We start from the raw sequence: 26,403 nt of genomic DNA, 5'->3' as shown, positions 1-26,403 counted from the left end.
CCGGGAGAACTGTCGCTCGATGAGCAACATCGTCGAAGCGTCCGTCCCGGCAGCGCAGTTCGCACTGGCAGAGACGTTCACGCGGCGACCGGACGTGGAGGTTCGCATGGTTCGTCTCGTCGCACACGGACTGGACGAGGCGATGCCGTTCCTCTGGGCCGACTGCGACGACGTCGATCGACTGCGCCGCGTCGTCGGCGCGGACGAGAGCGTCCACGGCGTCGACGTGCTCACCGACGCTGACGGCGAGTGCCTCCTCCGGATCGACTGGGGACCCGCCGTCGGACTCTTCGCACAGATCCTCGCGGAGGCCGACGCGTCGATCCTCGACGCGTCGGGTCACGACGGCCGCTGGCAGTTCCAGATCTTCTTTCCGGAGCACGACCGCGTCTCCCAGACCTACGAGTTCTGTGCTGACCACGGGATCGACATCGCCGTCGAGCGAATCGATCGGCTCTCGGAGACCTCGGCCTACGGCCACCTGGGGCTCACCGAACGCCAGTACGAGACGCTCGTCAGTGCGTACGAACTCGGCTACTACGACGTACCGCGGGGCATCAACCAGGCGGAGCTGGCAGCGAACTTCGACATCTCTCACCAGGCACTCTCCGAACGACTCCGTCGGGCTCACGGGACGGTGGTCACCAACGCGCTCTACCACAGAGTCCACCGGCGGGACCACGCCGTCTCCCCACGGATGCGTCACGGAGCCGATACGTGATCTGTCGGTCGTGGTGTGCGTATACGTGATCTTACCGAGCATACAGCGAGACAGAGCGTCCGTTCGACGGCGCTGGTCCACTCGCACTGGTCGACGCGGCCCGGTTCTTATCCCGTCCGCGCCACAACTGGATGTATGGTAATCCGAGATCCGCTCGTCAACGACGACCGAGCGAACGCCGTCGTCGGCTGGACGCTGCTGGCCGCTCTCCTCGCCGTCGCCGGCCGGAGCGCACTCGTCGGGCAACTCCTGTGGAGCGCTCTCGCTCTGGTCGTCGCCGGTGCCGTCGCAGCCCCGGCGGTCGTCACGCGATCGACGACGACGATCGTGCCGTGGCCGCTGGTGTTCCTCGCGACCGTCGCAGTGACGGTCCGGTCGTTCGGGTACGCCCTCGAAGTGGCGGGGTACGTGGCCGTCGCGACGTTCGCACTCGTCGTCGTGGTGGAACTCGACGTGTTCTCCGAGGTCGACATGTCCCGGCGGTTCGCGGTCGGATTCGCCGTGCTCGTGACCCTGGCAACGGAAGCGCTGTGGACGGTCGCCCAGTTCTACTCCGACCGGTGGTTCGACACGGCGTTCCTGCAGTCACAGACGGAACTACAGTGGGACTTCGTCGCCGTGACGACCGTCGCGCTCGTCATGGGGCTGTTCTTCGCGTGGTACTTCCAGCGGATCGGCTACGGCGGGTCACAGGAACTACCGGGGGAGGCGGCGTCGGCGTGACCGACGGCATCGTTCCGGGGCTCTCCGAGCGCCAGGAACGCCTCGTCACACGGACGATGCAACTGGCGCTCGGTGGCCTGTCGGCGTACGGGCTCGTGACCCTCCAGTTCGGGATGGCCGCCAACGGCGGAGTCGCGTTGGCCGTGACCCTGTTTCCGGCTCTCTTGAGCCGGGAGTACGACTATACGATGGCCCCCGCTCTCGTGCTCTGGCTCACCGTCGCCGTCTTCCTGCACAGCATCGGTTCACTGGGACCCTACCGGTGGTTTAGCTGGTACGACGAGATCGCACACACGGTCTCGGCCTCGGTCATCGCGGGGCTGGGCTACGCCTCGTTCCGGGCACTCGAACGCCACTCCGAGGACATCGAAGTCCCGCCCGGTTTCCGGGGCGTGTTCATCGTCGTGTTCGTCCTCGCTGCCGGCGTCGTCTGGGAGCTGCTGGAGTTTGGCTCCGGTCGCCTCGCGAGCGCCCTCGGGGCCGATGCACCCCTGGTGGTCATGGGTATCGACGACATCGTCACCGACTTCCTGTTCAACGCCGTCGGTGCAGTGTTCGTCGCGCTCGCCGGGACCGACGCCGTCGGCGGCCTCGTCGGTTTCTTCCGTCGACGGCTCCGCGCCAGCGATGGCGACTGATACTGTCGGCTGTCACTTCGTGAGGATCTTCGCCACCCCGGGGTGACGAAATCGGTCACAGATGTACAGCCGGTAGTATGACTCCGCCGGCACCGAAGGCGGAGACTCGCCGCTCGCGACCGCGTCGAACGGGAGCGCGACGAGTATCTCCCTAATCGTTGAGACGCCTCTCTTTTATACTCACCACTGCTGGTACCGGCATGGACATTGTCGATCGAATACAGTCGTTCGTCGCCGGAGAGCAACGAGTGCAGGACCGTGACGCGGCGGTGCCTCCGTCGACGAGCCTCTACCGGTGTTCGACCTGTGAACGCACGTTCGTGACCGACAGCGAGATGGAGGTCTGCGAGCGGTGTGGCGATCCGGTGTCCCGGACACCGACCGGTGCGGAACTGGACTTTCTGTGAGACTGCCGGCCGTCACTGCGAGCGACGGCCAGACTAAACGAGCAGGTCCGACACCGGCTCCGAGACCTGCACTGTCCCTGCTTCGCGGTCGTACGCGACGACGCCGGCATCGGCCAGTAGCGGAACGTCGACGTGGTGGAGTCGAACTTTCACCCGTTCGACTGTCTTCTCTGCCGGGAGCCGTTCGGACACCTGCCTGGCCAGAGCGTCGATCGAAACGCTGCTCGACCGCTCTCGTAACACCGTTATCGTGACGTGTCGCTGCCGGTTCGAGCGGAGGCGGTAGTAGTCGGTGGCGCTGGTCTCGGTCGACTGCGATGCGGTCTCGTATCGAGGATTCGTCGTTGCCATGAGTGTGTTCCCCCCTGTGAGGTATCTATTCGGAGGGTGCGTTCCACTGAAAGAGTTGGGTCAAATCGTTTAGGGTCGCTCTCACTCGGGGCACGAACGCCCTGGCCGTCGTCGGTCGACACGACCGATGCTGGCGTTTCGCCTGGAGGTACTGAGTGCTCGGAGACGGCAGCGATCATCCCTGCGACCGTAGTGGTGTCCTTCTCTCACCTACTGGCCGGTATCGAAAGAGTATAACGAGCGTACTGTTGTGATGTGGTGTGTGGTTGGTAACCGTCGTGAGCCGGCGAGTGACCGCCGTCGGACTGATACTGCCGGCTGTCACTTCGTGACGATCTTCGCCACCCCGGGGTGGCGAAATCATTCACACATGTACAGCCGGTAGTATGAGTGGGAGCATCTCCGTCCGAACGACGTCGTCGCTCGTCGTCCGTCCGAGTGAGAAGAGACGACGCACGGGCGGCTGAATGAGAGACGGCGACACAGAACGCGGCTCTGCCCGTCGAAACGAGACAGTACGCCGTCCTTATTCGGGTATCGGGGCTGGTAACAAAGCACCTGTCGGCCTTTCGATAACTGTGTCTCGATCGAACCCGCTCGTCTCGCGAGGGTTTACACCGACAGCGTCCGCCCCGCGATCGCTCGTCGGGCCGGTGGCGGAACAACAGAGTGCAACTACTGTCGGCGCTCGCTCTATCTGGGTCAACCCATGGCAGAGACAGTGATCATCCACAATCCCCGAAGTGGGAACGGCGCTCACGCCGACACGGTTCGAGCGCGCGCGGATCTGTGCGGGTACGCACTCGAACAGACCGAACGAGAGGGAGAAGCGATCTCACTGACGCGGGAGGCCGTTGCGGCCGGTTACTCGACGGTCGTGGCCGGCGGCGGTGACGGCACCGTGAACGAAGTCGTTCGAGGACTCGACGAGGCCGGTGCGTTCGACGCCGTCACGCTCGGCGTCCTCCCGCTTGGTACGGGCAACAACTTCGCAGAGCAGATCGGCATCACAGATCTGGCGACCGCTTTCAGCGTGCTGGAGGACGGCGATCGGCGCAGCATCGACATCGGTCGAGCGACCGACAGGCCCTTCGTGAACTCCTGTGTCGCGGGGCTGACTGCCACGTCGAGTAGCGAAACCTCCAGCGCGATGAAGTCCCAGATCGGGGGGTTGGCGTACGTGCTCACGACGCTGCGGACAGCAGTGGAGTTCGATCCGCTCGAACTCACCATCGACAGCGACCGGGACGACGGCGCGCCCGCTTGGAGTGGCGAGGCAATCTGCGTGTTGGTCGGGAACGGTCGCCGGTTCACGACGGAGGGGACGACACAAGCCGACATGGAGGACGGCCGCTTCGAAGTCGCGATCGTCAGAGACGTGGCGACGCTCGATCTGATGAGCGATACGGTGCTCGAACGGCTCCTGGGACGGAACTCGACGCATATCGATCGGTTTCAGACCTCGTCGCTGGAGATCTCGAGTCACTCTCCCGAGCCCGTCCGGTTCAGCCTGGACGGTGAGATCGTGGAACACCGCGATCTCACGCTCGCCGTCCAGCCGGGGACACTGCGGATCGCGGTCGGAGAGGGATACGATCCCGATCCCGGGACGACGGGCGAATGAGGGCGAACCGTGCCGCCAACTGGCCGCTGTACTCACTCCGAGGAGTGGTATGTTGACAGTCGATCTCCACACGCACACGCGATTCTTCCACGGCTGCCAGTCGGAGCCCACCGCCTTCGACCCGCTCGGTGCCCGACTCCTGGCGCTGTGGGGTCGACGCCGTGGACTCGACGGCATCGCACTGACGAATCACGACTACTACAGCCCGCTGGGCAACGAGCGGCGGTCCCCACAGTTCATTCCGGGCATCGAGGTGACGACGACGGCGGGGCACCTCCTCGTCGTCGGACCGGATCCACCGCGCAAGACGACGCCGGGTCGTTCGACGCCATCGGAAGTCGTGTCACGGGCTCACCGTAACGGGTGTGTCGCGATCATCGCACATCCGTTCCGTCGGAGCCGTGTCCACGAGTGTGAGGCCGCGTTCGACGCCGTCGAAATCAACGGTAAGCACCCCGACAACGCCGACCGAGTGCGAGCGCTCGCGGGCGAACTCGGAGTCCCGATCGTCGGGGGGAGCGACGCACACTACCCATTCGAAGTGGGACGGACGGTGACCCGGATCCAGAGCGGGACGCTCACGCCAGAAGCCGTGGTCACCGCGATCCGGGACGGAGCAGTCGAAGTACACGTCCGCGAAACCACCGCTGACGATCTCGTGCGGACCGGCTACGAGTACGTTCACCGTCACCTGTGAGCCCGTCGAAGGCCCGTCCCCGCTACTGTAGCGAGAAGATGCCACCCGACGCGGTCAGGTGTGCGACGGTCGAGAGCCGCAGCATGTAGGCGGTCAACACGAGATACGGTGCCAGCGAGACCGTGAACGCGACCGCCACGAACGTCTGGAGCGGTGGGAGCCCCAGAATCAGGCCGTCGGGCAGGACTTCGCCGTTGATCGCGATGATCGTCGAGGCGTTGAACAGGATCGCCGGGAGCGTGACGACCAGCAGCGTCCGGGACAGCTGTGAGACCTCCTTCGTGTAGTAGAGCGTCTTGAAGTACTCCTGTCCGATCGCGAACAGCTCGAACGCTTCGACGAGGTCCTCGAACCGCTCGGAGGGTCTGTCGCGACCGGACGCAATTGCCCGCGACCGTTCGATGTGGGTCCCGTAGTCGAACCCGATCCCCTTCCAGAGGACGGCAAACTCCGCACCGGTCGTCTGTCCGACTGCACCGAGGTCGGCGGCGGCGTTCGAGACGCCACTCGAGTACTCGTCGACCTCCTCGACGAACTCCTGTTCGGCGTCGCCCAGTTCGTCGGTCAGCGCCTCCGCACGTGTACTGATTATGTGAGACATGACCTTGAGGAAGGAGGCGGGATCGGACGGACTCTCGTCGCCGTCGGTCAGCTGGCCGAGATCGTGGCGGAAATCGATCGCGCCGCGGATTCGTTCCTCCTGGGTCTCGACGGAGGTGATGTCGTGTGAGAGCACGATCGAGTTGATCGAGACGACGATCGAGACGAGGAGGATCATCCCGCTCAGGAACGTGTTGAGAATCGTCTGGACGGTCGAGGTGTCTGTCAGCAGCGTCTGCATCTCGATGGTCCAGAACGTCGCGATTCCCATGAACGTCGCGAACACGACCGTGAGCAAGGCTCCGGTCACCGCCAGGCGTTCCGCTTCGAGCAACACCCACCGGACGATGCCCACGCCGGTCCCTCGGGTCGGGATCGGGAACCAGTCACGCCACCGAGTGAACCGCTCGACGATACTCATCGGCGGCCTTCCCGAGACCGTCGCGCGTCCTCAGAGATACGCATCGTCCCACTCGTCGGCCCGGTGGGCGTTGCCACAGTTCTCGCACTCGAGTCGCTCGAGGCTGTCGGCGGCGATCTCGGTACTACCACACTGCGAACAGAAGTAGCCGTACGACTCCGTCGTCCCCGCCCCCGAACTGTGTATCACGAAGAACGGGGCCTCTCTCCCCGGAATACTCTCGTTTCGGTCGACGGGGTGGTCGTCTCCGTCCACGGTAACGCTCTCGGGAATCGGGACCGTCGGGTCGTCGGGCGAGTGCGTCTCGCTGCGCTCGGTGAAGACGGTGACGGCGAACGCCTCGCCCCCGATCTGGATCTGATCGTGGCTGCTCTGTTCGAGGTCGAGGTGTTCGGGGAACGTCCCGCCCTCGACGGCGTCTTCGAGGATACACGCCCGGATGGGCGTCTCGCCGACCGTCTCGCGGACGTGATCGAACAGCGCCGTGGCGATCCCGTCACCGCGCGTCTCCGGATCGACGTGGAGCCAGCGGATCGTCGCTTCCGTGCCGATCTGGACGGTGACGAATCCGAACACCGACGGAGTGGTCTCGGCCGTCTCCTCGGCGACGAGGACCGTGCGGTCGTCGTCGTCGAACAGTCCGTCGAGCGCCGTGTCCGAAAACTCCTCTTCGAGTATCATCTCGATCTGTTGTGGGCTGAGCGCGTACGACGATTGCAAGCAGTCGCGTGCGATCGTTCGAATCCGTTCCCGGTCGTCGGACGCTGCTGGGCGAACGTTCATACTATGGTGTCGCTGAAGGGGTGCGGTCGCAATCTCGAACGCACTGTACTCGACGCCGATGTGTACCGTGAGACGGCGTTACCTGCTCAGGTGAACCTCCTCGTCGGAGACGGTCTCGACGTTGGAGCCGTCGATCTGGTAGCTGTCTTCGTCGCCCTCGCCCCAGCCCAGTTTGGACCGAATCGTGTCCGTGATCCCTGGATCGGGTTCGACGTGGCCCGTGCCGTGTTCGACTTCGATGACGCGACCGACTTGCTCGCCGTTCGCGTTGACCACTTTCTTACCCTCGTCGTCTGTCGTGAGTGTGTCTCGCATGGCGGTTTCACCGACGGCGTCGCCGCACCTGAGAGCGGCGCTTGCAGACGCAAGGCGCACTTGTGTGGCGAGTCCAGCGGCGGAGCCGCGTCCGGACAGATGACGGCTCGGTGACAGCCGACAGTATGAATACCCGTGCGAACGAACGCCACGGCATGGACGAACAGGACCAAGTCCACGGTCAGTCGATCGAGCCGGGAGAGATAGTGTACGACAGCGACAGGCGGCCGGTGGGACGCGTCAGTGGGTTCACCGACGGCGGGTTCGAAGCGGAGGCGATGGATCCCGACGGGAGCGACGTCGAAGAACTCCCGGGCCAGGAGTTCGGCGAGGGGTACCTGATGTGGCGCTGTGCCGAGTGCGGCGCGATGGACGAACTGGACGGCGGTTTGCCGGGGTCGTGCCCGGACTGTGGCGCGCCGCGGGAAGCGATCTCGGTCGTCGAAGAGGATTGAACGCCGTCGCCACGAGCCGTACCGAGGGCCCCAACGCGCTCGGTATCACCGCAGTTTTATCCGGTGTCTGGTCGTGTACACCGTATGGTTCCCGAGCTTCGGACAGCGCGTACTGTTCGAGACGACGACCCAGTCTGGGTTCGTCTGGTAGATTGGATACTGTTCGGCGGTGACCGACGAGCCGTCGCGGGCGGTCTGGTCGTCGTGGTGACCGGGATCGTCTGGGGGCTCATCGCTGCCGACGTACTGGCGGTCGGACCCGACAGTTCCGTGTCGGGGCTCTTCGGGAGCGGACTCGCCTCGGGGATCGTGACACTGCTCACGATCGCGCTCTCGATCAACCAGCTCGTTCTCTCGCGGGTGTTTGGCTCGCTCGACACGCTGACCAGCCGCCTCACTGGCTCACGGGACCTGCGACGGACCGTCGAGTCGATCGCCGAGGTGCCGTCGAGCCCCAACGATCCGGCCGAATTCCTCTCTCTGATCGCGACGACGCTGCGTGACCGCGCCGACGGAGTGGTGACGACCGCCGACGACTCCGACTGGGAGCCGCCGGTGGAGTTTACGAGCGCGCTGGGCGACATCGCCGCGTACGGGGACAGCATCGACTCGCACCTCGAAGCGAACACGAACGTCAACGACACCCTCGATGTCGTGTTGGGGCCGGAGTACGCGCTGAACATGGCCGCGGTCCAGCACCTCCAAACCGAGTACGCGGCGTCGATTCCAGAGGCGGCGCTGGCGGAGCTTCACGACATCGAGGCGTTGCTCGAATCCATCGCGGTCGTCCGGCAGTTCTACAAGACGATCGCCGTCCAGCAGGACCTCGCGACGCTCTCGCGGCTGCTGGTCTACTCGGGTATCACCGCCCTGCTGGCCACGGTCGCCGTGACGCTGGTCTACCGAACGGGGTCGGTCACGCTCCCCCACGCGGTGCTGCCCGCGGTCGTGAGCGTCGGGTTCGGGCTCGTCGTCGTCCCGCTGGCGCTGTTCGTCGCGTACGTCCTCCGAGCGGCGACTGTCGCACGCCAGACGGTCTCGGTCGGCCCGTTCGTCCCTCCCAGAAGTCGCTGAGGGCAGGCGTGCGCAAATCGACGGCGCAGACGGCTGGCCGTCCGCATTCGTCGGCGTCCGTTCGAATCGACGACCCCTAAACGATTAGACCGTAGAAACATGCCGCGTCGACGTGTCTCGACGAGTGGACGACACGCGACAGCCGCGGCCGTCGCCGTCGCGTCGTCACCACCCTCAGTATGAGAGCTACAACGACACCGCTCGCGAGCGTTCCAGAGGTACAGTGTACTGGCGAACACGACGCCGTGAACCGACTCGTCGACGCAGTCGCCACCTGACTTCCATGTACACACTCACCACCGGCGTCGAACTGGAGTTGTGGGTCGTCGACGAGATGGGACGGCTGTGTGACGGGGGACCGATCGTCGACGCACACCCGCAGATAGAGCCCGAGTTCATCGACCCGCTCGTCGAGGTGAAGACCGAGCCCCACACCAGCGAACGCGACCTGCGGCGCGATCTGCGGTCGACGCTCCGGGCGGGAATCCGGGCGGCAGAGTCCGTCGGGAAACACCTCGTACCACTTGGGACGCCGTTGACCGCGTCCGATACCGCTGCCAACTGCAAGCGCGGTCGGGTCTTCGAGACTGTCTACGGGAGCGGCGTCGAGAGTGCGAAGAACTGTGCCGGGACGCACATTCACTTCCAGCAGGACGCCGTGGTCGACCAACTCAACCTCCTGACCGCGCTCGATCCCGCGCTCGCGCTGGTGAGCTCCGCACCGTACTACACCGGGCGGCGAAGAGCGAGCTCGGCCCGCGCGCTCGCCTACCGGACCGGCTGTGGCGACGCGTTCCGCTGTTACACCGACCTGTGGGAGTACGCAGACAGCCTCGCGGAGTGGCGCGGCCGGGTCGACCAGAAGTACGATCGCTTCAAACGGCTGGCCGCCGAGCGCGGCGTCTCTCGCGAGCGGATCGAGGCGCTGTTCGCCCCCGAGGACACGGTGCTGAACCCCGTCCGACTCCGGGAGTGTCAGCCGACCGTCGAGTGGCGCGCACCGGACGCGACCCTCCCCAGCCAGGTCGTCCAGCTCGCGACCGATGTCGAGAACCTGATCGCACAGACGGGAACGGCGGCTATCGAGTACGGGGACGGGCCGCCGACGGTCGGTGCTGACCCTATCCAGCTCCCGGAATTCGAGGAGCTTCGGACCCTGAGCTGGCGGGCGATCGAGTCTGGACTCGCGTCCTCGGCCGTCAGAGCGTACCTCCGTGACCTGGGATTCGATCTCTCGACGTACGATCCGCTCTCGCGGCAACTGGACGGACCGCGAGAGATCGACGAGTCGGACGCCCGAACACGGCGGTTGCGACAGGCCGGTCGCTTGCACGCAGACATCCGACGGCTGACCGACGAGCGGACGGAGCCGTCGACGTTCCCCGCGTAACGGCGTCGCGGCGACGACGGCCGACACCGAGTCATACTGCCGGCTGTCACTGTTTCAAGATATTCGCGACCCCGTGGTCGCGAAATTCGTCACAGACGGACAGCCGGCAGTATCAGTTCGTGAGGAGCAGCCGGCGACCAGTGGCGGAGATGGCCGTCCTTACCGTCGGACCGTCACACCGCGACCCCGTTTTACCGACCGAGTGCGATCTCGGTCGGCAATAGCAGTCGTATAACTAACCTCCTGTGACGTGGACGGTACGCATGGCACGAACACAGGCCGTGCTCGACACCGCCGCGTTCGCTCCCCTCCAGTTTGGAGGCGATCTCATCGGTCTCGCGATCGCCTTCCTCGTACTGGCGATAATCGCCGCCGTGCTCGGTGCGAGCGGTGTGGCCGGTCTCAGTATGCGCATCGCCAAGTGGATCGTCATCATCTTCGTCGTCCTCGCGATTGTCTCGTTCCTCCTCTAGCTGCCCGTTCACGACAGTCGCCGGCCGTCGGGATCCCCATCTCTACCGATCGGGGCCACCGTTATGACGGTGCGATCCGAATTAGTGACAGCCGGTCATGAATACACTCAGCCAGATCACCGTCTGTTCACAGCACCACACGACCGAGCTGGGCGGAGGGAAGCTCAAGATCAGCCGTGACTACACGTGCGTCTACGTCACCGGGTCCCCGGAGCGGCTGCTGCCGGACTGGGACGTTCGCGGCCACTCGATCGTCGCCTCCGACGCTGGCGACGTGCAGTACACCGGGGACGTCGTCGAGGTCGTCGAACGCGACAGAGACCGTGGACCGACGGTCACACTGCTCTGTAAACCGCCGGAACCACACGGGAAGTAGCGGCCAGCGAGCCAGGCAAGAACAGATGGAGACACCTACAATCGAATTACGGACAGACAGTCAATTGTACGACTGGGCAAGGCAATCGAGTGTAGAAGACAGTAGATAAGCAGTCGTATTTTCCACTTTTTCTCTAAAGTTTGCCTTACAGAACTTTATCTCGGCATATCCTCGTCTATCTGGTCGCTGACGTAGCGAGTCTGGTCGCTGGTGTGGCTGTCTTCGTCACGTCGCCGTCCCACCGCTACGGTCCCGCCCCGGCGGGCGACGGGGACGGAAAAACCGACCGGACCCGCTCCGTCGCCTGCTGGACGCTCAGCCTCGCTCGTCGTCGGTGAACCACGACAGACGCTCGCGCAGGATCTCGGCGGCGAAGTCGTACTCGTTGCCGACGCTGAGCAGTCGGTACCCTCGCTCGATCGCCTGTCGAGTGCCGTCCCGGCCGGTGAAGGTGCTGTGGTACGTCCCCAGCATCGGGATCGATCGGTCACGGCAGGTCGCTTCGACGTACTCGATCTGGGCACGCACGTCCGGGTGGTCGTACTCCTGTGGGTGGCCCATCGACACGCTCAGGTCTCCGGGACCGGGAAACACGAAGTCCAGTTCCGGCACGTCGAGGATCGCGGGGAGGTTCTGTACCGCCCGCTCGTCTTCGACGAGGACACCGAGCCGGACCGCGTCGTCCTCGGTTCGGTGGTAGGACTCGTCTCCGAGGTAGGCCGTCCCGTAGCCACTCGATCGACTCTGGGAGAGGCCGCGTGCTCCGGCGCCAGAATCGTACTCGAAGTAACAGGCTTCGGCCGCGCGTCTGAGGTCGGCCGCCGTCTCGACGCGGGGCACGACGACGGTTCGCACGCCCGCGTCCAGCACCTTCCGGACGGTCGCGGGATCGCCGTCTGGGAGTCTGACGACGAGTGCAACACCGCTACACTCTCCCGCGCGGGTCAGTCGCTCCAGTGTCGGGCCGTCCAGCGGACTGGCGTTCTTGTGTTCGAGATCGATCCACACCCAGTCGAGACCGACCGCCCCGTACAGTTCGATCAGGGACTCTGCTGCCGTCTCGACGGCGGCACCAGCGTACACGCGCTCGCCGTCGCCCAGTCCCGCGAGGCGGTTCCGCTGGGAGTCCGTTCCGCTCACGATTCGCCTCCCACTCGCCGCCGGTCGTCGAAGTCGCTGTGAGAATTGTCTCTGGACACACTCGCGTATACTTTAGGCAAGCCTAAAAATTATATGGTCGAGGGTTCGAGACGAAGACGTTCGATGAACACTCAGACGATCGCGGATCGATGTGAAAAGGCGGATGTCGAGCTGTTGCGACTCCTGTACGTCGGCAACGACGGTGTCGTCCGTGGCCACGCGGTCGAACGGAACCACGTTCGGGACGCGCTCGACGCTGGCGTCCCGCTGCCGGAACTGGTACAGTCGTTCAACGCGCTGGGCCACCGCGTCAAAGACGCTCGGTTCGACGCCGTCGGCGAGGTGCGGCTCGTCCCCGACGGCTCGTCGTTCAGGGTACTCGACCACGAGGATCGGGTCGCAGCGGTGCTTTGCTCGCTGCGAGACCGCGACTCCGGAGATCCCTGGGACGCCGACCCGCGCTCGGCGCTCTCGCGACAGCTCGCCGACCTCGCAGCGGAGGGGCTCGAAGCGGCACTCGCGCTCGAAAGCGAGTTCCACCTCGTCACCGACGAGGAGGAGCCGTCGCCACACGGCGACCGCGGCGTCTACTCGACGGCGAGCATGCGCAACGGCCACGAGGTGATCCTCGACATCGTCGACGCCCTGAAAGCCCAGGGGATCGACGTAGCCAAGTACTATCCCGAGTACGCCGCCGGGAAACACGAGGTCGTGACCGAGTATGGCCGGGGTATCGGGGCCGTCGACGACTACGTGTTCCTCCGGGAGACCGTGGACGCTGTCGCCGACGCTCACGAGCTGGGAGCCACGTTCCTCCCGTACCCGTTCGACGGTGCCACGAACGGTTGCCACGTTCACCTCTCGCTGTGGGACGACGACAACCGGTTCGCGCCGACCGACGGCGACCGGGCACTGAGCCCGATGGGGCGACACTTCGTCGGCGGCATTCTGGCGCACGTCCCGGCGTTGCTCGCACTCACGTCCCCGACGGTCAACTCCTACGCACGCCTCAGGCCCCAGGCCGGCGCAGCCGCGTACGGCTGCTGGGGCGTGGGCAACCGAGAGGCCGCCGTGCGGATCCCGGCGGTCGCGCCCGACGAGCGGGCCACGGCGACCCGCGTCGAGTTCCGGCCAGCGGACAACACCGCCAACCCGTACCTGTCGGTTCTCGGACTGCTCGCGGCCGGGCTGGACGGCGTCAGAAACGAGATCGATCCCGGCCCCCCGCTGGAAGCGGATCCGGCCAACTGCGACGAGGCGACGCTGGCCGAGCGCGGCGTCGATCGACTGCCGACGACGCTGGGAGCGGCCCTCGACGCGTTGGCCGACGACGAGGTGCTGCGGTCGGCGCTGGGCGAGCCACTCGCGGCGTCGTATCTCACGGTCAAACGCAGCGAGTGGGAGGCGTTCACCGACAGCGGGGCCACGTGGAGACGCGACCAGTTCCGCGACACGTTCTGAGCTGGCCGCTACCGTCACGGGCTTTCCGGGGTGTCGAGAGCAGTGGTCGCGTCGGACCACGCCGGTCAGTCGTCGGAGCGGGCGGGCTCGCGGGCTCGCCTCGCCGGGGCGTCGTCGACGAACCGTTCGACGGCGAAATCCTGGAAGACGGTGTCCTCGTCGATCGGATACACCTCGCGGCCGGTGAGTTGCTCGACGATGACGGCGTTGCGGTAACAGCCCAGCCCCAGATCCGGGGTGCCGACGCCGTGGGTGTGTACTCCGGCGTTCTGGACGAACAGCCGCCCCGCACAGTCGCTCTCGACGCGGTACTCCTCGGTGATGCGGAGCCGCCCTTTCGGATCGCGTTCGAGCGCGTCTTCCAGCGGTCCCAGGAACGACGGCGTCGGCCGGTGGTAGCCAGTCCCGAGGACGACCGTCGCCGCCTCGTGGACGAATCGCTCGTCCTGCTGGGTCTGGTGGCACGCGAGGCAGTACCCGTCGTCGGTCGCCTCGATATCTTCGACGGCGGTCGTCGCGAGCATCCCGAAGTCGGGCTCGCCCGAACCGATGGACCGCTCGTACAGCGTGTCGTAGATCCGAGCGCTCGTCTGCACGTCGATCCCCTTGTACAGGAGGTCCTGGTCTGAGAGTGTCTCGTCTCTGGTCTCCTGATCCAGGTCCGAGAAGTACCGCGTGTACTCCGGAGTGAAGTGTTGCAGCCCGATCTTCGAGTACTCCATCGGGAAGAAGCCGTCCGAGCGGGTGAGCCAGTCGAGGCGGTAGCCGTAATCGGCCTGTCGTTCGAGCAGGTCCAGGACGACCTCGGCGGCGCTCTGGCCGGAGCCGACGACGGCGATCGCGTCGCTGTCGAGAGCGCCGTCGCGGCGGTCGCGGTACTGTGCGGTGTGGAAGACGGCGTCGCCCAGGCAGTCGCGGAACTGTTCTGGAACGTAGGGCCGTGAGCCGACGCCGACGACGAGGTCGTCGGCAGTGAACGCGTACCGCTCGCCGGTTTCCGGATCGACGGCTTCGACCCGGAAGCCCGAGTCGGTCTCGGTGACGCTCGTGACTCGGCGGCCGAACCGACAGCTGTCGAGTCGATCCGCGACCCAGCCGAGGTAGGCGTCGTACTCCCGACGGGGCACCTGGAACGTCTCGTAGAAGTAGAACTCGTAGATCCGGTCGTTCTCGCGCAGGTAGTTGAGGTAGCTGTACTCGCTGGTCGGATCGGCGAGCGTGACCAGATCCGCGAGGAACGGCACTTCGAGGGTCGCTCCCTCGATGAGCATCCCCTCGTGCCAGGCGAAGGCTGACGCCTGTTCGAGAAACGCTGCCTCGACGTCCGTGTCCGCGAGCAGGGCCGCGAGCCCGAGGTTGAACGGGCCGAGTCCCACACCGAGGACGTCGACGTGGCCACGGTCGGTCTCAGTCATTCGCTCTCACCTCCCCCGCCGCGTGGCCGTCGGGCCAGATCGTCTCCTCGAAGGGCTCGCGGTGGCAGTACATGAGCATCGCGTCTTTCTCGGCCATGGCGATCTCCCGGACCGGTTCGAACCCACAGCGCCTGAACACGTGTCTGACGACCTCGTTGCGAACGTCGGGCTCGACGACGATCCGGTCGGTCTCGGCGTGTGTGAACTGAAAGCGCAGCATCGCTCTGACGAGCGGGACGGCCAGCCCCTGTCCGACGAACTCCGGCGGGCCGACGAGGAGGTGGAGCCCCTGGTCTGTCGGGTTCGCGTCGAAGTGCTCGCCGACCTCGTCGTCTGCTGCCCAGTAACACTCCCAGTAGCTCATCGGGACGTGATCGACGGAGCCGACGTAACAGCCCACGCCCTCGGTCGCCAGCTTCTCCGCCATCGTCTCGCGAAACACCGACAGCGGTTCTGCGAGGTCCCAGAACGGCTGGACGTGGTCGGCGTTGAGCCACGCGTGCAGTCGGCCGAGATCCTCGGACAGCGAGACCGGCCGGAAGGCGACCGTCCGGTCGATCGTCTCGTCGTGGACCCGGAAGCTGTCGTCGCGAGCGACGGACGTCGCGGGCGCGGTCATCGCATCACCGCCGGTGGGAACGTCTCGACCAGCGGATTGGGGACGGCAGCGTACACCGACTGGTCGTCGAGCGAGGGGGCGTCGAGTTCGTCGAGCCCGCGGAACCGCGTGAGCAGGTTCGCCTTGCGCGGGACGGTCTCGGATTCGAGGAGCGGGTCGAGTATCGACGAGGACGGCCGGTCGAACTGCCGGAGCGACGAGAGGTGATCGCGCAGGACTTCGAGGAGTCGCCGTTCGTCCACGAGGCCGGCGGTGCCGAAGGCGTTGATCACGCCGAAGGCGTTGTTCAGGACGACGTAGTAGCGGATCCGCTCGTCGGCGACGGCGTCCGGGCAGATCGTGTCGGCCCGCTGGCCGACGCCGGGACAGACGGCGTCGATCCGATCGTAGGCACCCTCCGGGAAGTAGTACCCCTGGTTGTCCCGGTAGAAGGCACGGTCCGGGTAGCCGTCGTCGTCGAGGGTCAGGACCGTGTTCTGCTGGTGGGCCTCCAGTCCGAGCCCCCACTCGAGGAACAGCCAGAGGACCGGTCTGATCGCCGTCTCCAGATACTGCTCGAACCAGTCGACGCTCACCGCGTCGGGGCTGTGTCCCGTTCGCTGTGCGATGTCGCGAACGACCCGCTCCAGGCGGGACGGTCCCGCGATGCCGTCCTGACACAGCGCCGCGACCGGCGTCGCCCGCCGCCGGCCCGACGGAGCGAACGGATTCTCTCGGAGGACGACCTCGAACCCCGACTCGGCGCTCTCGCTCTGGACGGTCAGGTAAGCGGGGTCTCGAATCACGTCGAACGCGGGAAATCGGTCGTCGATCGCGTCCCTGAGTTCGGTGTCGAGCAGTTCCGAGATCGCGACGCCGCGGTCCAGCTCCGGGCGCTTGTTCGTCCGCTCGGCGTTCGTGATCTTGACCGCCAGCGAGCCCTTGACCATGAACGGCGACTCGGGCGCGTACAGCGTCCGCACCGAGGAGGTCGGTGCGAACTCGCGGCCGATCGGTCCGAGCGATTCGAGACGCCCGTCGTCGAGCAAGCGCCGTGCGGGCTCCCGGTCGAGCAGGTACTGGGCCTGCCAGGGGTGAAGCGGGAGGAGGACGCGCCCGTCGTCGACGTGGCGGTCGACGACCTCGTCGGCGACGGTCGGATCGTCTCGGAGCGCCGATGCGACCCACTCGGCGGCGCTGTGCTCGCGCGTGGAGTCCTGATCGACGACGGCCGAATCGGCGCTGACGTAGTGAAGCGAGAAGCTCGTCCCGAGTTCGGGCGCGTAGCGTGGCCCGTCCCGACCCATCCCGCGCCGGCTCTTGGGGGTCGGATGCATGAGGTGGCCAAACACCAGCGACTGCTCGGCCTCGCGGAACGTCGCCTCGGGATCGGTGAGCGCGTCGTCGCCCCGGCGGGCGTCGACGAACCGCGCTGTCGCCCGACAGCTCGAAACGACCCGGGCCAGCAGCTCGTCCCGATCGGCGTCGCCCCCGCGCGTCAGTTCGAGTTCCTTGGTCAGGAGCGTCGCGAGCGTGAGGTAGTCACAGTCGTGGTTCGTCCCCTCGACGCGGTACTGCACCGGCGTCTCGAAGAGGTGCCGACCGGTCGGCGAGCGGTGTACGACCGGGGCGTACAGATCGATGCCCTGGGCTTCGAGCGGACAGTACAGGACGAGCCCCTCGGCGTCGATCGGCGTCTCCTCGCCGGGTCGAAACTCCCCACTGGCGGTCTCGTGGCAGTAGCAGTTCAGGAAGCTGTGCGTCGTGGCGTGGCGCGCGATCTCGCGCGCCGAGTCGTCGTGGTGTCGTGTCAGTCGCGTCATGTCGATCTCTCTCGTTCGATCTCGGTGCCGTGTTCGACGACCGATGCGAGCAGCGCACGGAGCGACGAGCGCGTCGCCCGCGGGTTCAGCAGGGTGAACTTGAGCGTCGCCCTTCCGTCGACCTCGGTGCGGGCGATCACTGCCCGCCCCGCTCGGAGCAGCCGATCGCGGATGGCCGGGTTGATCTCGTCCGGGTCGCCCTCCTCGGGCCGGTAGCGAAACAGGACGGTGCTCAGTTGCGGCTCACACACCAGTTCGAGTTCGGGGTGGTCACGAACGTCGTCGCCGACAGCGGTCGCGAGGTCGACGACGTACTCGACCCAGTCGGCGAGGCGCTCGCGTCCCAGCGTCCGGAACGTCACGTACGGTTTCAGGGCGTCGAACCGGCGGGTCGTCTGGAGGGACTTCCCGACGAGGTTCGGGACGCCCGCATCGTCGTCGGCTTCGGGGTTGAGATACGCTGCGTTGCGGTCCTGTAGCCGGAACTGGTTGCCGTCTCGGAGCAGAAAAGCCCCACAGCTGATCGGCTGGTAGAACAGCTTGTGGAAGTCGACCGCAGCGGAGTCCGCCCGCTCGATGCCGTCGAGGGTCGACCGCTCGCGGTCGGAGAGCAGCAGTGCGCCGCCGTAGGCAGCGTCGACGTGGAACCAGAGGTCGTGCTCGGCCGCGCGGTCGGCGAGTGCCGGGAGCGGGTCGACGGCACCGTGGTCGGTCGTCCCCGCGGTCCCGAACAGCGCGAACGGTCGGCACCCCTCCGCGCTGAGATCCGCGAGGGTCGCGTCCAGTGCGTCCGGGTCCATCCGGTAACCGTCGTCGGTCGGGACCTCGACGACGGCGTCCTCGCCGAGACCCAGCTGTGCCGTGGCCTGGGCCGCGGTGAAGTGAGCCGCCTCGGAGGTGACGACCCGGAGGTCGTCGGCGTCGGCGGGGAGTCCCTCGGTCTGTACGTCACAGTTCAGTCGCTCCCGACAGAACCACTCCCGGGCCAAGAGCAGGCCCTGGAGGTTCGACTGGGTACCGCCGCTCGTGAACACGCCGTCAGCGCCGGCAGGGAAGGACAGGCGGTCACAGAGCGCGTCGACGACCCGCTCCTCGCAGACGGAGGGCGCTGGGGCCTGGTCGAAGGAGTCCATCGACTGGTTCGTCCCCGCGACGAGCGCTTCGGCCGCGAGTCCGGGGATCGTCGGCGGGCACTGGAGGTGAGCGACACAGTCCGGGTCGAAGACGCCGACGACGGACGAGAGCACCTCGTCTGTGATCTCGCCGAGCGTCGCTTCGACCGACTGTCCACGCTCGGGGAGGACACGCCGTTCCGCGAACCGCTCGCGGAGCGTGTCGGGGGCAGCGCCGGAGTACGGCGTCGCGCGGTCGGTCGCGGTCACCACGGCGCGCGTCGCCGCGTCGGCCGCAGCCGCGTACGCGCGGTTCCCGTCGTCGCTCCCGAGGAACGCGTCGTCGACCGGCGGCTGGTCCAGGCCCTCGGTCGCGTCGGGAGCGCCGCCGCTCATGCGAGCACCTCCGCGCGTTCGTCGGCGTCGATCGCCGCGCGAACGCTGCGGTGGAACAGCTCGGCGATGTCGTCGACCTGTCTCGGGGAGACGACCAGCGGCGGGAGGAATCGAGCGGTCGCGCCGTCGCGCCCGCCGGTCTCGATGATGAGTCCGCGATCGAACGCCTCGGCCTGGACGCGCTCTGCGAGGTCACCGTCGGGCGGATACTGGCCCTGCGGGCCGGGCTCGCCGGCCGGATCGACGAACTCGACGCCCAGCATGAGCCCCCGTCCCCGAACGTCCCCGACCGCCTGGCTGATCGTAGCGGTGTCTGCGAGCTGCTCTCGGAGCCGCTCGCCCATCGCCGCGGCGTGTTCGTCGAGGTCGTTGTCGAGAACGTGTCGCATCGTCACCGTCCCCGCCGCCATCGCGAGCTGGTTGCCACGGAACGTCCCCGCGTGTGCTCCCGGTTCCCACTCGTCGAGTTCCTCGTCGTAGACGACGACCGCGAGCGGGAGCCCGCCGCCGACGGCCTTCGAGACGGTGACGACGTCGGGGACGATGTCGGCGTGTTCGAAGCCGAACAGCTCTCCGGTACGACCGAGCCCGGTCTGGATCTCGTCGGCGATCAGCGGCACGTCGTGCTCGTCGGTGAGACGCCGGATCTCGCGCAGCCACGGGACCGGCGCGGGAACGGACCCCCCTTCGCCCTGGACCGACTCGAAGATCATCCCGGCCGGCGAGACGACGCCGCTGGCGGGATCGTCGAGCACGCGTTCGACGTACCGGGCGCTGGTGCGCCAGCACTCGTCACCGCCCGCTCCGAACGGACACCGGTACGTGTAGGGGTACGGGAGGTGGTGGACGGCCGAGGACAGTCCGGGCAGGGGCTCTTTGGGCCCGGTGTTGCCCATGAGGCTCAACGCCTCGCCGGTCATCCCGTGATAGCCGCCCTGGAAGCCGAGGATCGGCCGGTTTCCGGTGGCCGTCCTGACGAGCTTCAGTGCCGCCTCCACCGCGTCGGTCCCGGCGGGGCTACAGAACTGGACCTTCGCGGTGTCTGTCAGCTCGTCGGGGAGACAGTCGAACAGCGTGTCGACGAACCGCTCTTTCTCCGGCGTCGTGATGTCCAGCGTGTGGATTGCTCGCCCGTCAGCGAGCACGCGCTCCATCTCCTCGACGACGGCTGGGTGGTTGTGTCCGAGCGCGAGCGTCCCCGCCCCCGCGAGGCAGTCGTAGTACTCGTCGCCGTCGACGTCGACGACGGTCAGTCCCGAGGCGCTCTCGATCGCCAGCGGAAGATATCGCGGATAGGTCCGTGCGCTCGATTCGCGATCTGACTGCTGGGCGAGCAACTGGTCGGCCGTCGCGTCAGCGTAGTTCACTCACGATCACCTCCGGTCCGGAAAGCCGCCCCTCCGGACAGCGTGTGATAGCTCGTCATCGATTGTTTTAGGCACACCTAAAAACAAAAAGCTACTGGTAATAGTTAGATTTCTAGTAAAAGTTCGCAGAAAAACTCTAGAAATTCGAGATATTCTGAAGAATCTCGCGGCCCCGTGGTCGCGACTCTCTTGAAACAGTGACAGCCGGCAGTATCAGTCGTGCCGATCGTCGCCCAGCTCGGCGAGCGTGTTCGTCACCGTCCCGTGGGCAGTCACCCCCGGTGGCTCGGGATCGTCGGTGTACCCGTAATCGGTCAGGCGGCCGCGGTTCAGACAGAGGCGCGTGAACTCGGGTTCGAACAGATCGAAGCGCTCGAAGCGCCCCTCCAGTTCCGGGTGTGCCGACTGGTACCGCTCGATGCTGTCCCGGACCTGCCGCCAGAAGGTCGTCTCCTCGTAGCCGGTTTCCCGTTCGAGGAGGTCGGAGACGTACCGGAGGACACAGATGAACACGGTCCCGAAGATGTGCTGACACAGCGCCTCCGGCCCCTTCTGGTGGAGGATGTCGGGATGGTCGTACAGGTCGTCGGGGATCACGGACGCCTCGGGGAGGCGCTCTTCGCTCAGCGCGATCTCGTCGACGTAGTCCTTGACCGCGATCCGGACCGGGCGTCCGTCCCGGTGGATGACGAGGACGTTCGTCCCGTGTGGCATGAACACCAGCCCGTACTTGTACAGGTAGTGCAGCAACGGCTCGAAGAGCACGTCGAGGAACTCGTCGATCCAGGCCGACAGCGAGAGCCCCGCCCGGGAGGCGAACTCGGAGACGATCGGCGAGCCGTCGACGTCGCGGTGGAACAGCGCGGAGAGTGGCACCGCCTGCTCGGACGCCGCCGTGAGCGACTGGACGCTCTCGCGCCAGACCGCGCCCAGCAGCTCCTGGTACTGGTAGGGTGCGCCGGAGAGCTGCGAAAACTGTGGGTGCTCGTAGTTGATGCTCGCGATCTCGCCGGGGAGCACGAGATCGCACTCGTCACTGAGAAACGGGTCCCGATCGCGAATCGCTTTGACCGCCGCCGTCACGCGGGGCGCGGCCAGCGCTTGCTCGCCCGGCAGACCGCGATACACGATCGTGTTCAGTATCCGCATCGGGAGCTTGACGTGTGGTTTCGTCGGGTCCGAACGGTTGGTCAGGGTCCGGATCGACTGCTGGGGGAGGTACGTGTCGGGACCGGCCCCCAGTGGCACGATCTCGTCGGCCGCGATCGCGGGCGCGAACAGCTGGGCAAGCGTGTCTCGCCACTGCCACTCGTGGACGGGCATGAGGTAGTACTCGGAAGGTTCGAGACCCTGCTTCGAGACGAGCCGTTCGAACTCCCCGACGTGGTCGCCGAGGTGTGTCTCCATCAGCCCGTCGTAATCGAGTCCGTCGACGCTCGCGAACGTCGCCTCGGATCGGCGAACGGCGACCCACTGCAGTGACTGGGGACGCTGGTTCTCCGGCGCGTACCGGAGGTAGTCCTCGTAGTCGAAGCCGATACGTCCCTTGTTGACTGTGAACCACGGATGGCCCCGCATCTCCCCTTCGATCTCTCTCGCGTCGAGATCCAGGATACTGTCCGCGGCGTCGTCGTCGGCATCGATGTGTGTGTCCGCCAGGAGCGTGTTGTTGTACTCCCGGACGAGGTAACTCGCCGTCTGATCGTCGATGCCCAGCGTCTCGCGGGCGTCGAGCAGGAACTGGATGGCGTCGCTCGCCGCCGTCCACGCACCGTCGCCGACGCGTTTCCGTATCGACGACGGATCGACGCGGTAGCTGTCGAAGACCCGCTCCTGTGCCCGGAATTCGTAGGTGGTGTCGCCCAGCGGGACGCGATAGACGCGCCAGTCGCCGTCGACGGCGTACTCCTGGGGGTCGAGGAGTTGCTCGTAGGTGAACTCCGCGAGCATCTTCGCGAGCAACGCGCGATCGGCGCTCTGCCAGCGGTCCGTCTGCAGGGTCGTCCGGAGCCGCTCGACCGCTGTACTCGAGACGCCACGACTGGCCTCGTCTCTCATGTAGGATGTCACCCGTTGATCTTTAGGCTAGCCTAAAACGTAATAAGTGTTCCCCTCGATCTCGTCTATCGGGTTGTCATCCGGTGGTTTCGGGCGACTGGAACGCCGAAGAGACCGGTGCAACGAGACAGCGAAAAGACCGCGTAATCAGAGGTCAGTTCGACCCGGTGACGGCCGCTGCGAGCGCCTCGCGGTCGAACAGCTGTTCGTCCTCGGGGATCGTCGGCAGCTCGGCGGCGGTGACCTCGCCCGGCCACTCGCCGAACTCGTCGGAATAGAGCTGTTTACCCAGCATCTCGGTCTGGAAGAGGTTGATGATCGGGCCCTGATACGCCGAGCCGCCGACGTACAGCTCGTCGTCCTGAACGGCGGTAAGTTCCTGTCCCAGTCGGCTGTCGCGCATCCCTTCGACCGTCTTCCGGAGCGCGTTCTCGTCGTTCCAGTCGCGGTAGTTGACGCCGAAGTGGAAGACGATCACGTCGGGGTCGGCGTCGAGCAACGTCTCGTAGTCGACTTCGATCCCAGACTGACCGCCGTACTCGCCCTCGAAGGCGTCGACGACACCGAGGTCTCGGTACTGCTTCTTTCCGTACGCCTTGTCGATCTCGGTCTTCGGGTTGTACGCGTGGAACGACCCCTCTGTGTCGGGATTGATCTGTGCGTTGAGCAGCCCGACGCTCGGGCGCTCGGACTCGGGCGGGACGCGCGACCGCATGTCTTCCATCGCCGACCGGTAGAGGTCGTTGATCGCCGCCGCCGTCTCGGACTTGCCGAACAGGTCGCCGTACCGGCTGACGAACTCGGGGATGTCGTAGTAGGCGTAGGACTCGTCACCGGGCCAGGTCGGCCAGTCGTCCCCGCGCTTGCGGCGGCTGGCGTTGCCGAAGAACGGTGCGATCGAATCCTCGATCTCGGAGATGTCGGCCTCGTCGGCACCGTAGTACGAGATGAACCGGTTCGGGTCGGTAGCGAACAGATCGGGATCGAGTTCGTACAGGTACTCCGTCTTGAGCGACCAGTCCTCGGTCCGGACCAGATCCAGTGACGCCGGGTCCGGCACGTCGACGCCGGGCAGCTGGTCGTAGAACCCGGTGAACCAGAACTGGTTGCCCTCGGCGGCGACGAGCTTGTCGGCCATGCCCAGGGCAGTCAGTACGTCTTCCTCGAACCCCCACCCGCCCACGATACGTTCGGGTTCTGACGCCAGACTGCGTTCGCCGACGGGTTCGATCGTCCCCGAGTAGGACGGCCCGGTCTGGGTCTCCGTCTCGGTCGACTCGGCCTCCTGGCCCGAAAGTGCGGAACACCCGGCCAGCGAGCCGGTGGCCAGCAGCGTAGTGCCGTACGCTATGCATTTTCTTCGCGTCGGTCGTGGCTCGTCTCCATCGTCTCTTGCCATAGATTTTAGCCCAGCCTAAAGTAATAAATGACTTTCGGTTTTTAGTCCAGCCTAAAAGCTGCTCACAACAGCTGGCAAACGTGGCAGCGCCGTACGGTGACTCCGGGTACCTGGAACGGCTATCCGGTCTCTTCGGTGAGAGCGACGACGCCCCCCTGTCGACCCGTGACGAAGAGTCGAGCGCTGGTCATCGACACCGAACGCGGCGCGAGCCGGAGAGAGGTTCGCCAGCAGACGCGCCCGTCTGTCCGCGAAATCGCGACGATTTCGCCCCGCCCCGCCGCTGTCTCCGGGAGGGTCCCATATCCCACGACGAGACAGTCACCGGTCACGGCGGGCCGGCAGAGCCTGAATTCCCCACTATCACTCGGAGATGCGTCTCGATCGGCCAGCGGCTCACGGAAGAGCCAGTCCAGTTTGCCCGTCGACGCGTGCAAGGCGAACACGAGCAATCGATCCTGCTGTTCGTGACTCACACAGACGAAAACCCGCTCGCCGTCGGTCGCCAGCGACGAGTACGCCACCCCGCCCGAACCCGTGTGTCCGGGAAACTCCCACTCGGCCCCCTCGTCGGTCGTCCCGACTGCTAACGTCTCCTGTGGCTTCGACGCCCACACGATATCGTGCGTGAAGACGGCATCCCGATATCCGGGCACCACTGGCCTCGACGGAAACTGCAGCGGCGAGGAGACCCGCTCGATCTCGGGTTGCCCGTCCGACAGCTCGATGGTGAACAGCGACTGGACGGTGCCACCGTAAACCGCCCAGATTCGTCGATCAGTCACTGCCAGCCCACGAGGTTCTTCGAGCGCGTCGGCGTCGTGGTGTGCGCCCAGGTACAACCGCCACTGCTCGGTTCCGTCGCGGGGCGCGATTCCGTGGACGCCGTAGCTGCTCTGGACGTACACGATCTCCGGCGTCGCCAGTGCGCGGGCTGCAAATTCCGCCGGTGAACCAGCGACAGAGAGGTATTTGTCGGGAACGCTGTCGGCGACGCGGTCGTAGAGCGAGCGACGCCAGCGAACTGTGCCGTCACTCGCATCGACGGCGACGACGTCGGTGCCGCCGTCGGTCACGTAGACGGTTCCATCGACGAGACCGCCGAACGTCGGCGTCCGACCGTCGGGTGGATAGACGATCCATCGGCTCCACCGACGCGTGCCGTCGGTCGCGTCTTCGGCGTGCAGTTGGACCTCGCTACCGAACCGCCGTGCGGTAATCACCCGCTCCGGCGTTGCAGCGACGATAGCACCGGTTGGTGTCGTCGAGCGGCCGCCGTCGAAAGAATCCTGCCAGGCGACGCTCGGAGCGGTCTGTACTCCGTGAGGAGAACTCGCCGTGTTTCGAAGGTCGCCGTGGGGAAAGCGCCACGTCTCAGCCGACGGCGACCAGGACGTACCGACCGATCGTGGCGGTTGTTCGTTCGGTCCGCTCCACGGCGTCACCGAACGACAGCCAGCGAGTGCACTCACACCGGCGAGACCGGCGAGTCGGAGGGCATCACGGCGGGATGGAGGCGACATCACTGGGCACGTGTTGGGCTGTTCGAAAATAGCTACTGGAAAGAATGGCGGCCTACTGTCTCGTGGCGATCACGAGGAACGTCTCCGGGCGAACGGCGTCGTGTTCGATGGTGAAGCCGGCGTCTCGGAGTGCGTCGGTCGTCTGCGACGCGGTAAAGCGCTCGTCGAGGGGCGGACCGGCGTCGCCGCTGCCACTGGCCGCCCAGTCGGCGACGACGAGTCGCCCGCCGCCGGTCAGCACTCGCGCGATCTCCGTGAGGGCAGCCTCGTCCGCGAATTCGTGGTACGTCATCGTCGAGAACGCGGCGTCGAGAGCGTCGGTCGCCAGCGGGAGGTCGGCGACGCCGCTGGTCACCAGTTCGACGTTGTCTGGAACGCCCTTCTCCCGGTAGTAGTCGTGCATCTCGCTCTGTACGTCGACGGCATACACCGTGTCGGCGATGGCAGCAGCGTCGTCGGTGTAGAAGCCGGTCCCGCTGCCGAGGTCCGCGATCACGTCGTCGCCGTCCAGCGACAGCGCCCAGAGCAGTTCCTCGGCAGAGAGCGCGCGGTACCGGCGGGCCGCGTCCTCCAGCTTGTCCGCCCGCGCGGCGTCGAAGGTGTGAAACCCCATCTCAGAGGTTCTCGAAGGCTTCGTCGACCATCTCTCCGGTGTCGGCGACGATGTCGGCCATCACGTCGTCGTCGGGAGCCATGCCGACCAGGCGCGCGAGACGCATGATCGAGACGTGGTAGACGCGCTGTCGGCCGGGCGCTTCCTCCCAGACGACGACGTTGCAGGGCATGAGCGCGCCCAGTCGGTTGTCGGTCGCGTCGAGCACTCGATCCGCGACGGCCGGGTTGCAGGCACCGAGGACGTAGTAGGGGTCCCGGTCCGCGTCGACCTTCTCGTTGAGCATCTCCGACGGCGAGAACTCGACCGGAATGCCGAAGCCCGCAGCCGTGAACACCTCGCGGACGTGTTCGACGGCGTCTTCGTGGTCCATCTCCAGCGTCGTCTGGGCCTCGCCGATGTCGTCGGGGTCGATCTGTGTCGGGTCGATAGGGAGCATCATTCCTGTGG

The 26,403-nt window shown here is 66.0% G+C and carries 27 protein-coding genes; 12 read left to right on the top strand and 15 right to left on the bottom strand.

Features of this window, described 5'->3' with window-relative positions:
* Window positions 1–19 precede the first annotated feature (19 nt).
* From ACAH01_RS16105 to ACAH01_RS16090, 4 genes are all read left to right on the top strand, one after another.
* Window positions 20–721 (top strand): helix-turn-helix domain-containing protein, encoded by a 702-nt coding sequence (locus ACAH01_RS16105; protein ID WP_372480916.1) that lies wholly within the window; start codon window positions 20–22, stop codon window positions 719–721.
* Between the two features lie 135 nt (window positions 722–856).
* Window positions 857–1,444 carry a hypothetical protein gene (locus ACAH01_RS16100; protein WP_372480915.1) on the top strand — a complete coding sequence of 196 codons (588 nt, stop codon included), beginning with the start codon at window positions 857–859 and terminating at the stop codon, window positions 1,442–1,444.
* Window positions 1,441–2,082: a hypothetical protein gene (locus ACAH01_RS16095; protein WP_372480914.1), complete on the top strand. Its 642-nt coding sequence runs from the start codon at window positions 1,441–1,443 to the stop codon at window positions 2,080–2,082. Before ACAH01_RS16100 ends, ACAH01_RS16095 begins: the two co-directional genes overlap by 4 nt.
* A 200-nt stretch (window positions 2,083–2,282) precedes the next feature.
* Complete coding sequence (locus tag ACAH01_RS16090) at window positions 2,283–2,489, top strand: hypothetical protein (RefSeq protein ID WP_372480913.1); 207 nt, start codon at window positions 2,283–2,285, stop codon at window positions 2,487–2,489.
* Window positions 2,490–2,522: 33 nt separating this feature from the next.
* Here the strand turns inward: ACAH01_RS16090 and ACAH01_RS16085 are convergent, their stop codons facing one another.
* Entirely contained in the window at window positions 2,523–2,840 is a 318-nt protein-coding gene (locus ACAH01_RS16085) for a hypothetical protein (protein ID WP_372480912.1), read from the bottom strand.
* Window positions 2,841–3,549: 709 nt separating this feature from the next.
* Between ACAH01_RS16085 and ACAH01_RS16080 the strand changes: the two genes are divergently transcribed.
* Together ACAH01_RS16080 and ACAH01_RS16075 are read left to right on the top strand one after the other, a co-directional pair.
* Complete coding sequence (locus tag ACAH01_RS16080; protein ID WP_372480911.1) at window positions 3,550–4,464, top strand: diacylglycerol kinase family protein; 915 nt, start codon at window positions 3,550–3,552, stop codon at window positions 4,462–4,464.
* Window positions 4,465–4,513: 49 nt separating this feature from the next.
* The gene (locus ACAH01_RS16075) at window positions 4,514–5,161 is read left to right on the top strand and encodes a CehA/McbA family metallohydrolase (protein WP_372480910.1); all 648 of its coding nucleotides are present in this window, start codon (window positions 4,514–4,516) and stop codon (window positions 5,159–5,161) included.
* A 22-nt stretch (window positions 5,162–5,183) separates the two neighbouring features.
* Here the strand turns inward: ACAH01_RS16075 and ACAH01_RS16070 are convergent, their stop codons facing one another.
* The 3 genes from ACAH01_RS16070 to ACAH01_RS16060 form a co-directional block, all read right to left on the bottom strand.
* Window positions 5,184–6,182, bottom strand: coding sequence for a hypothetical protein (locus ACAH01_RS16070; protein WP_372480909.1), 999 nt, complete (start codon window positions 6,180–6,182; stop codon window positions 5,184–5,186).
* Between the two features lie 30 nt (window positions 6,183–6,212).
* Window positions 6,213–6,965 (bottom strand): GNAT family N-acetyltransferase, encoded by a 753-nt coding sequence (locus tag ACAH01_RS16065; protein ID WP_372480908.1) that lies wholly within the window; start codon window positions 6,963–6,965, stop codon window positions 6,213–6,215.
* 78 nt (window positions 6,966–7,043) lie between these two features.
* Window positions 7,044–7,280, bottom strand: a complete 237-nt coding sequence (locus tag ACAH01_RS16060; protein WP_372480907.1) for a PRC-barrel domain containing protein — start codon at window positions 7,278–7,280, stop codon at window positions 7,044–7,046.
* Window positions 7,281–7,405: 125 nt separating this feature from the next.
* On the opposite strand from ACAH01_RS16060, the gene ACAH01_RS16055 reads away from it, so the two are divergent.
* The 5 genes from ACAH01_RS16055 to ACAH01_RS16035 all read left to right on the top strand — a co-directional run bounded on the left by ACAH01_RS16055 (window position 7,406) and on the right by ACAH01_RS16035 (window position 11,048).
* Window positions 7,406–7,735, top strand: a complete 330-nt coding sequence (locus tag ACAH01_RS16055; RefSeq protein WP_372480906.1) for a hypothetical protein — start codon at window positions 7,406–7,408, stop codon at window positions 7,733–7,735.
* Window positions 7,736–7,819: 84 nt separating this feature from the next.
* Window positions 7,820–8,809 carry a hypothetical protein gene (locus ACAH01_RS16050; protein WP_372480905.1) on the top strand — a complete coding sequence of 330 codons (990 nt, stop codon included), beginning with the start codon at window positions 7,820–7,822 and terminating at the stop codon, window positions 8,807–8,809.
* Between the two features lie 283 nt (window positions 8,810–9,092).
* Window positions 9,093–10,199 carry a glutamate-cysteine ligase family protein gene (locus tag ACAH01_RS16045; protein ID WP_372480904.1) on the top strand — a complete coding sequence of 369 codons (1,107 nt, stop codon included), beginning with the start codon at window positions 9,093–9,095 and terminating at the stop codon, window positions 10,197–10,199.
* A 263-nt stretch (window positions 10,200–10,462) separates the two neighbouring features.
* Window positions 10,463–10,672, top strand: a complete 210-nt coding sequence (locus ACAH01_RS16040) for a DUF1328 domain-containing protein (protein WP_372480903.1) — start codon at window positions 10,463–10,465, stop codon at window positions 10,670–10,672.
* Between the two features lie 97 nt (window positions 10,673–10,769).
* Window positions 10,770–11,048 (top strand): hypothetical protein, encoded by a 279-nt coding sequence (locus ACAH01_RS16035; protein WP_372480902.1) that lies wholly within the window; start codon window positions 10,770–10,772, stop codon window positions 11,046–11,048.
* A 315-nt stretch (window positions 11,049–11,363) separates the two neighbouring features.
* On the opposite strand, the gene ACAH01_RS16030 is transcribed toward ACAH01_RS16035, so the two are convergent.
* The gene (locus ACAH01_RS16030) at window positions 11,364–12,188 is read right to left on the bottom strand and encodes an HpcH/HpaI aldolase/citrate lyase family protein (RefSeq protein ID WP_372480901.1); all 825 of its coding nucleotides are present in this window, start codon (window positions 12,186–12,188) and stop codon (window positions 11,364–11,366) included.
* Between the two features lie 123 nt (window positions 12,189–12,311).
* Between ACAH01_RS16030 and glnA2 the strand changes: the two genes are divergently transcribed.
* Entirely contained in the window at window positions 12,312–13,649 is a 1,338-nt protein-coding gene (gene glnA2 / locus ACAH01_RS16025) for a gamma-glutamylputrescine synthetase (protein WP_372480900.1), read from the top strand.
* A 65-nt stretch (window positions 13,650–13,714) separates the two neighbouring features.
* Here glnA2 and ACAH01_RS16020 read toward each other — a convergent pair whose 3' ends face one another.
* The 10 genes from ACAH01_RS16020 to ACAH01_RS15975 form a co-directional block, all read right to left on the bottom strand.
* Window positions 13,715–15,064: a lysine N(6)-hydroxylase/L-ornithine N(5)-oxygenase family protein gene (locus tag ACAH01_RS16020; RefSeq protein WP_372480899.1), complete on the bottom strand. Its 1,350-nt coding sequence runs from the start codon at window positions 15,062–15,064 to the stop codon at window positions 13,715–13,717.
* Complete coding sequence (locus tag ACAH01_RS16015; RefSeq protein WP_170092868.1) at window positions 15,057–15,683, bottom strand: GNAT family N-acetyltransferase; 627 nt, start codon at window positions 15,681–15,683, stop codon at window positions 15,057–15,059. Before ACAH01_RS16015 ends, ACAH01_RS16020 begins: the two co-directional genes overlap by 8 nt.
* Window positions 15,680–17,485: an IucA/IucC family siderophore biosynthesis protein gene (locus tag ACAH01_RS16010; RefSeq protein ID WP_372480898.1), complete on the bottom strand. Its 1,806-nt coding sequence runs from the start codon at window positions 17,483–17,485 to the stop codon at window positions 15,680–15,682. The genes ACAH01_RS16015 and ACAH01_RS16010 overlap by 4 nt, the downstream gene beginning before the upstream one ends.
* Entirely contained in the window at window positions 17,482–18,993 is a 1,512-nt protein-coding gene (locus tag ACAH01_RS16005; protein ID WP_372480897.1) for an aspartate aminotransferase family protein, read from the bottom strand. The genes ACAH01_RS16010 and ACAH01_RS16005 overlap by 4 nt, the downstream gene beginning before the upstream one ends.
* Window positions 18,990–20,360, bottom strand: coding sequence for a diaminobutyrate--2-oxoglutarate transaminase (locus ACAH01_RS16000; protein WP_372480896.1), 1,371 nt, complete (start codon window positions 20,358–20,360; stop codon window positions 18,990–18,992). The genes ACAH01_RS16005 and ACAH01_RS16000 overlap by 4 nt, the downstream gene beginning before the upstream one ends.
* A gap of 213 nt (window positions 20,361–20,573) precedes the next feature.
* Window positions 20,574–22,418: an IucA/IucC family siderophore biosynthesis protein gene (locus ACAH01_RS15995; RefSeq protein ID WP_372480954.1), complete on the bottom strand. Its 1,845-nt coding sequence runs from the start codon at window positions 22,416–22,418 to the stop codon at window positions 20,574–20,576.
* Between the two features lie 154 nt (window positions 22,419–22,572).
* On the bottom strand, window positions 22,573–23,817 hold the full coding sequence (locus ACAH01_RS15990) for an ABC transporter substrate-binding protein (RefSeq protein WP_372480895.1): 1,245 nt from the start codon (window positions 23,815–23,817) through the stop codon (window positions 22,573–22,575).
* 119 nt (window positions 23,818–23,936) lie between these two features.
* A complete protein-coding gene (locus tag ACAH01_RS15985; protein ID WP_372480894.1) occupies window positions 23,937–25,040 on the bottom strand; it encodes a PQQ-binding-like beta-propeller repeat protein in 1,104 nt (367 codons plus the stop codon).
* Between the two features lie 352 nt (window positions 25,041–25,392).
* The gene (locus ACAH01_RS15980) at window positions 25,393–25,953 is read right to left on the bottom strand and encodes a class I SAM-dependent methyltransferase (protein WP_372480893.1); all 561 of its coding nucleotides are present in this window, start codon (window positions 25,951–25,953) and stop codon (window positions 25,393–25,395) included.
* Window position 25,954: 1 nt separating this feature from the next.
* Window positions 25,955–26,395 carry a DUF302 domain-containing protein gene (locus ACAH01_RS15975; protein WP_372480892.1) on the bottom strand — a complete coding sequence of 147 codons (441 nt, stop codon included), beginning with the start codon at window positions 26,393–26,395 and terminating at the stop codon, window positions 25,955–25,957.
* Window positions 26,396–26,403 lie beyond the last annotated feature (8 nt).

The sequence above is a fragment of the Halomicrobium sp. HM KBTZ05 genome (assembly GCF_041530035.1).
Classification (GTDB): domain Archaea; phylum Halobacteriota; class Halobacteria; order Halobacteriales; family Haloarculaceae; genus Halomicrobium.
This window is presented reverse-complemented; position numbering and strand designations above follow the sequence as displayed.

Bases quoted from the DNA above. Each gene is read 5' to 3' on its own strand.
- ACAH01_RS16035 (WP_372480902.1), top strand. From the start codon at position 10,770: ATGAATACACTCAGCCAGATCACCGTCTGTTCACAGCACCACACGACC.
- ACAH01_RS16005 (WP_372480897.1), bottom strand. From the start codon at position 18,993: ATGAGCGGCGGCGCTCCCGACGCGACCGAGGGCCTGGACCAGCCGCCG.
- ACAH01_RS16065 (WP_372480908.1), bottom strand. From the start codon at position 6,965: ATGAACGTTCGCCCAGCAGCGTCCGACGACCGGGAACGGATTCGAACG.
- glnA2 (WP_372480900.1), top strand. From the start codon at position 12,312: ATGAACACTCAGACGATCGCGGATCGATGTGAAAAGGCGGATGTCGAG.
- ACAH01_RS16020 (WP_372480899.1), bottom strand. From the start codon at position 15,064: ATGACTGAGACCGACCGTGGCCACGTCGACGTCCTCGGTGTGGGACTC.
- ACAH01_RS15980 (WP_372480893.1), bottom strand. From the start codon at position 25,953: ATGGGGTTTCACACCTTCGACGCCGCGCGGGCGGACAAGCTGGAGGAC.
- ACAH01_RS16060 (WP_372480907.1), bottom strand. From the start codon at position 7,280: ATGCGAGACACACTCACGACAGACGACGAGGGTAAGAAAGTGGTCAAC.
- ACAH01_RS16075 (WP_372480910.1), top strand. From the start codon at position 4,514: ATGTTGACAGTCGATCTCCACACGCACACGCGATTCTTCCACGGCTGC.
- ACAH01_RS16080 (WP_372480911.1), top strand. From the start codon at position 3,550: ATGGCAGAGACAGTGATCATCCACAATCCCCGAAGTGGGAACGGCGCT.
- ACAH01_RS15990 (WP_372480895.1), bottom strand. From the start codon at position 23,817: ATGGCAAGAGACGATGGAGACGAGCCACGACCGACGCGAAGAAAATGC.
- ACAH01_RS16055 (WP_372480906.1), top strand. From the start codon at position 7,406: ATGAATACCCGTGCGAACGAACGCCACGGCATGGACGAACAGGACCAA.
- ACAH01_RS15975 (WP_372480892.1), bottom strand. From the start codon at position 26,395: ATGATGCTCCCTATCGACCCGACACAGATCGACCCCGACGACATCGGC.
- ACAH01_RS16015 (WP_170092868.1), bottom strand. From the start codon at position 15,683: ATGACCGCGCCCGCGACGTCCGTCGCTCGCGACGACAGCTTCCGGGTC.
- ACAH01_RS15995 (WP_372480954.1), bottom strand. From the start codon at position 22,418: ATGAGAGACGAGGCCAGTCGTGGCGTCTCGAGTACAGCGGTCGAGCGG.
- ACAH01_RS16070 (WP_372480909.1), bottom strand. From the start codon at position 6,182: ATGAGTATCGTCGAGCGGTTCACTCGGTGGCGTGACTGGTTCCCGATC.
- ACAH01_RS16010 (WP_372480898.1), bottom strand. From the start codon at position 17,485: ATGACGCGACTGACACGACACCACGACGACTCGGCGCGCGAGATCGCG.
- ACAH01_RS16050 (WP_372480905.1), top strand. From the start codon at position 7,820: ATGGTTCCCGAGCTTCGGACAGCGCGTACTGTTCGAGACGACGACCCA.
- ACAH01_RS16105 (WP_372480916.1), top strand. From the start codon at position 20: ATGAGCAACATCGTCGAAGCGTCCGTCCCGGCAGCGCAGTTCGCACTG.
- ACAH01_RS16040 (WP_372480903.1), top strand. From the start codon at position 10,463: ATGGCACGAACACAGGCCGTGCTCGACACCGCCGCGTTCGCTCCCCTC.
- ACAH01_RS16085 (WP_372480912.1), bottom strand. From the start codon at position 2,840: ATGGCAACGACGAATCCTCGATACGAGACCGCATCGCAGTCGACCGAG.
- ACAH01_RS16090 (WP_372480913.1), top strand. From the start codon at position 2,283: ATGGACATTGTCGATCGAATACAGTCGTTCGTCGCCGGAGAGCAACGA.
- ACAH01_RS16100 (WP_372480915.1), top strand. From the start codon at position 857: ATGGTAATCCGAGATCCGCTCGTCAACGACGACCGAGCGAACGCCGTC.
- ACAH01_RS16045 (WP_372480904.1), top strand. From the start codon at position 9,093: ATGTACACACTCACCACCGGCGTCGAACTGGAGTTGTGGGTCGTCGAC.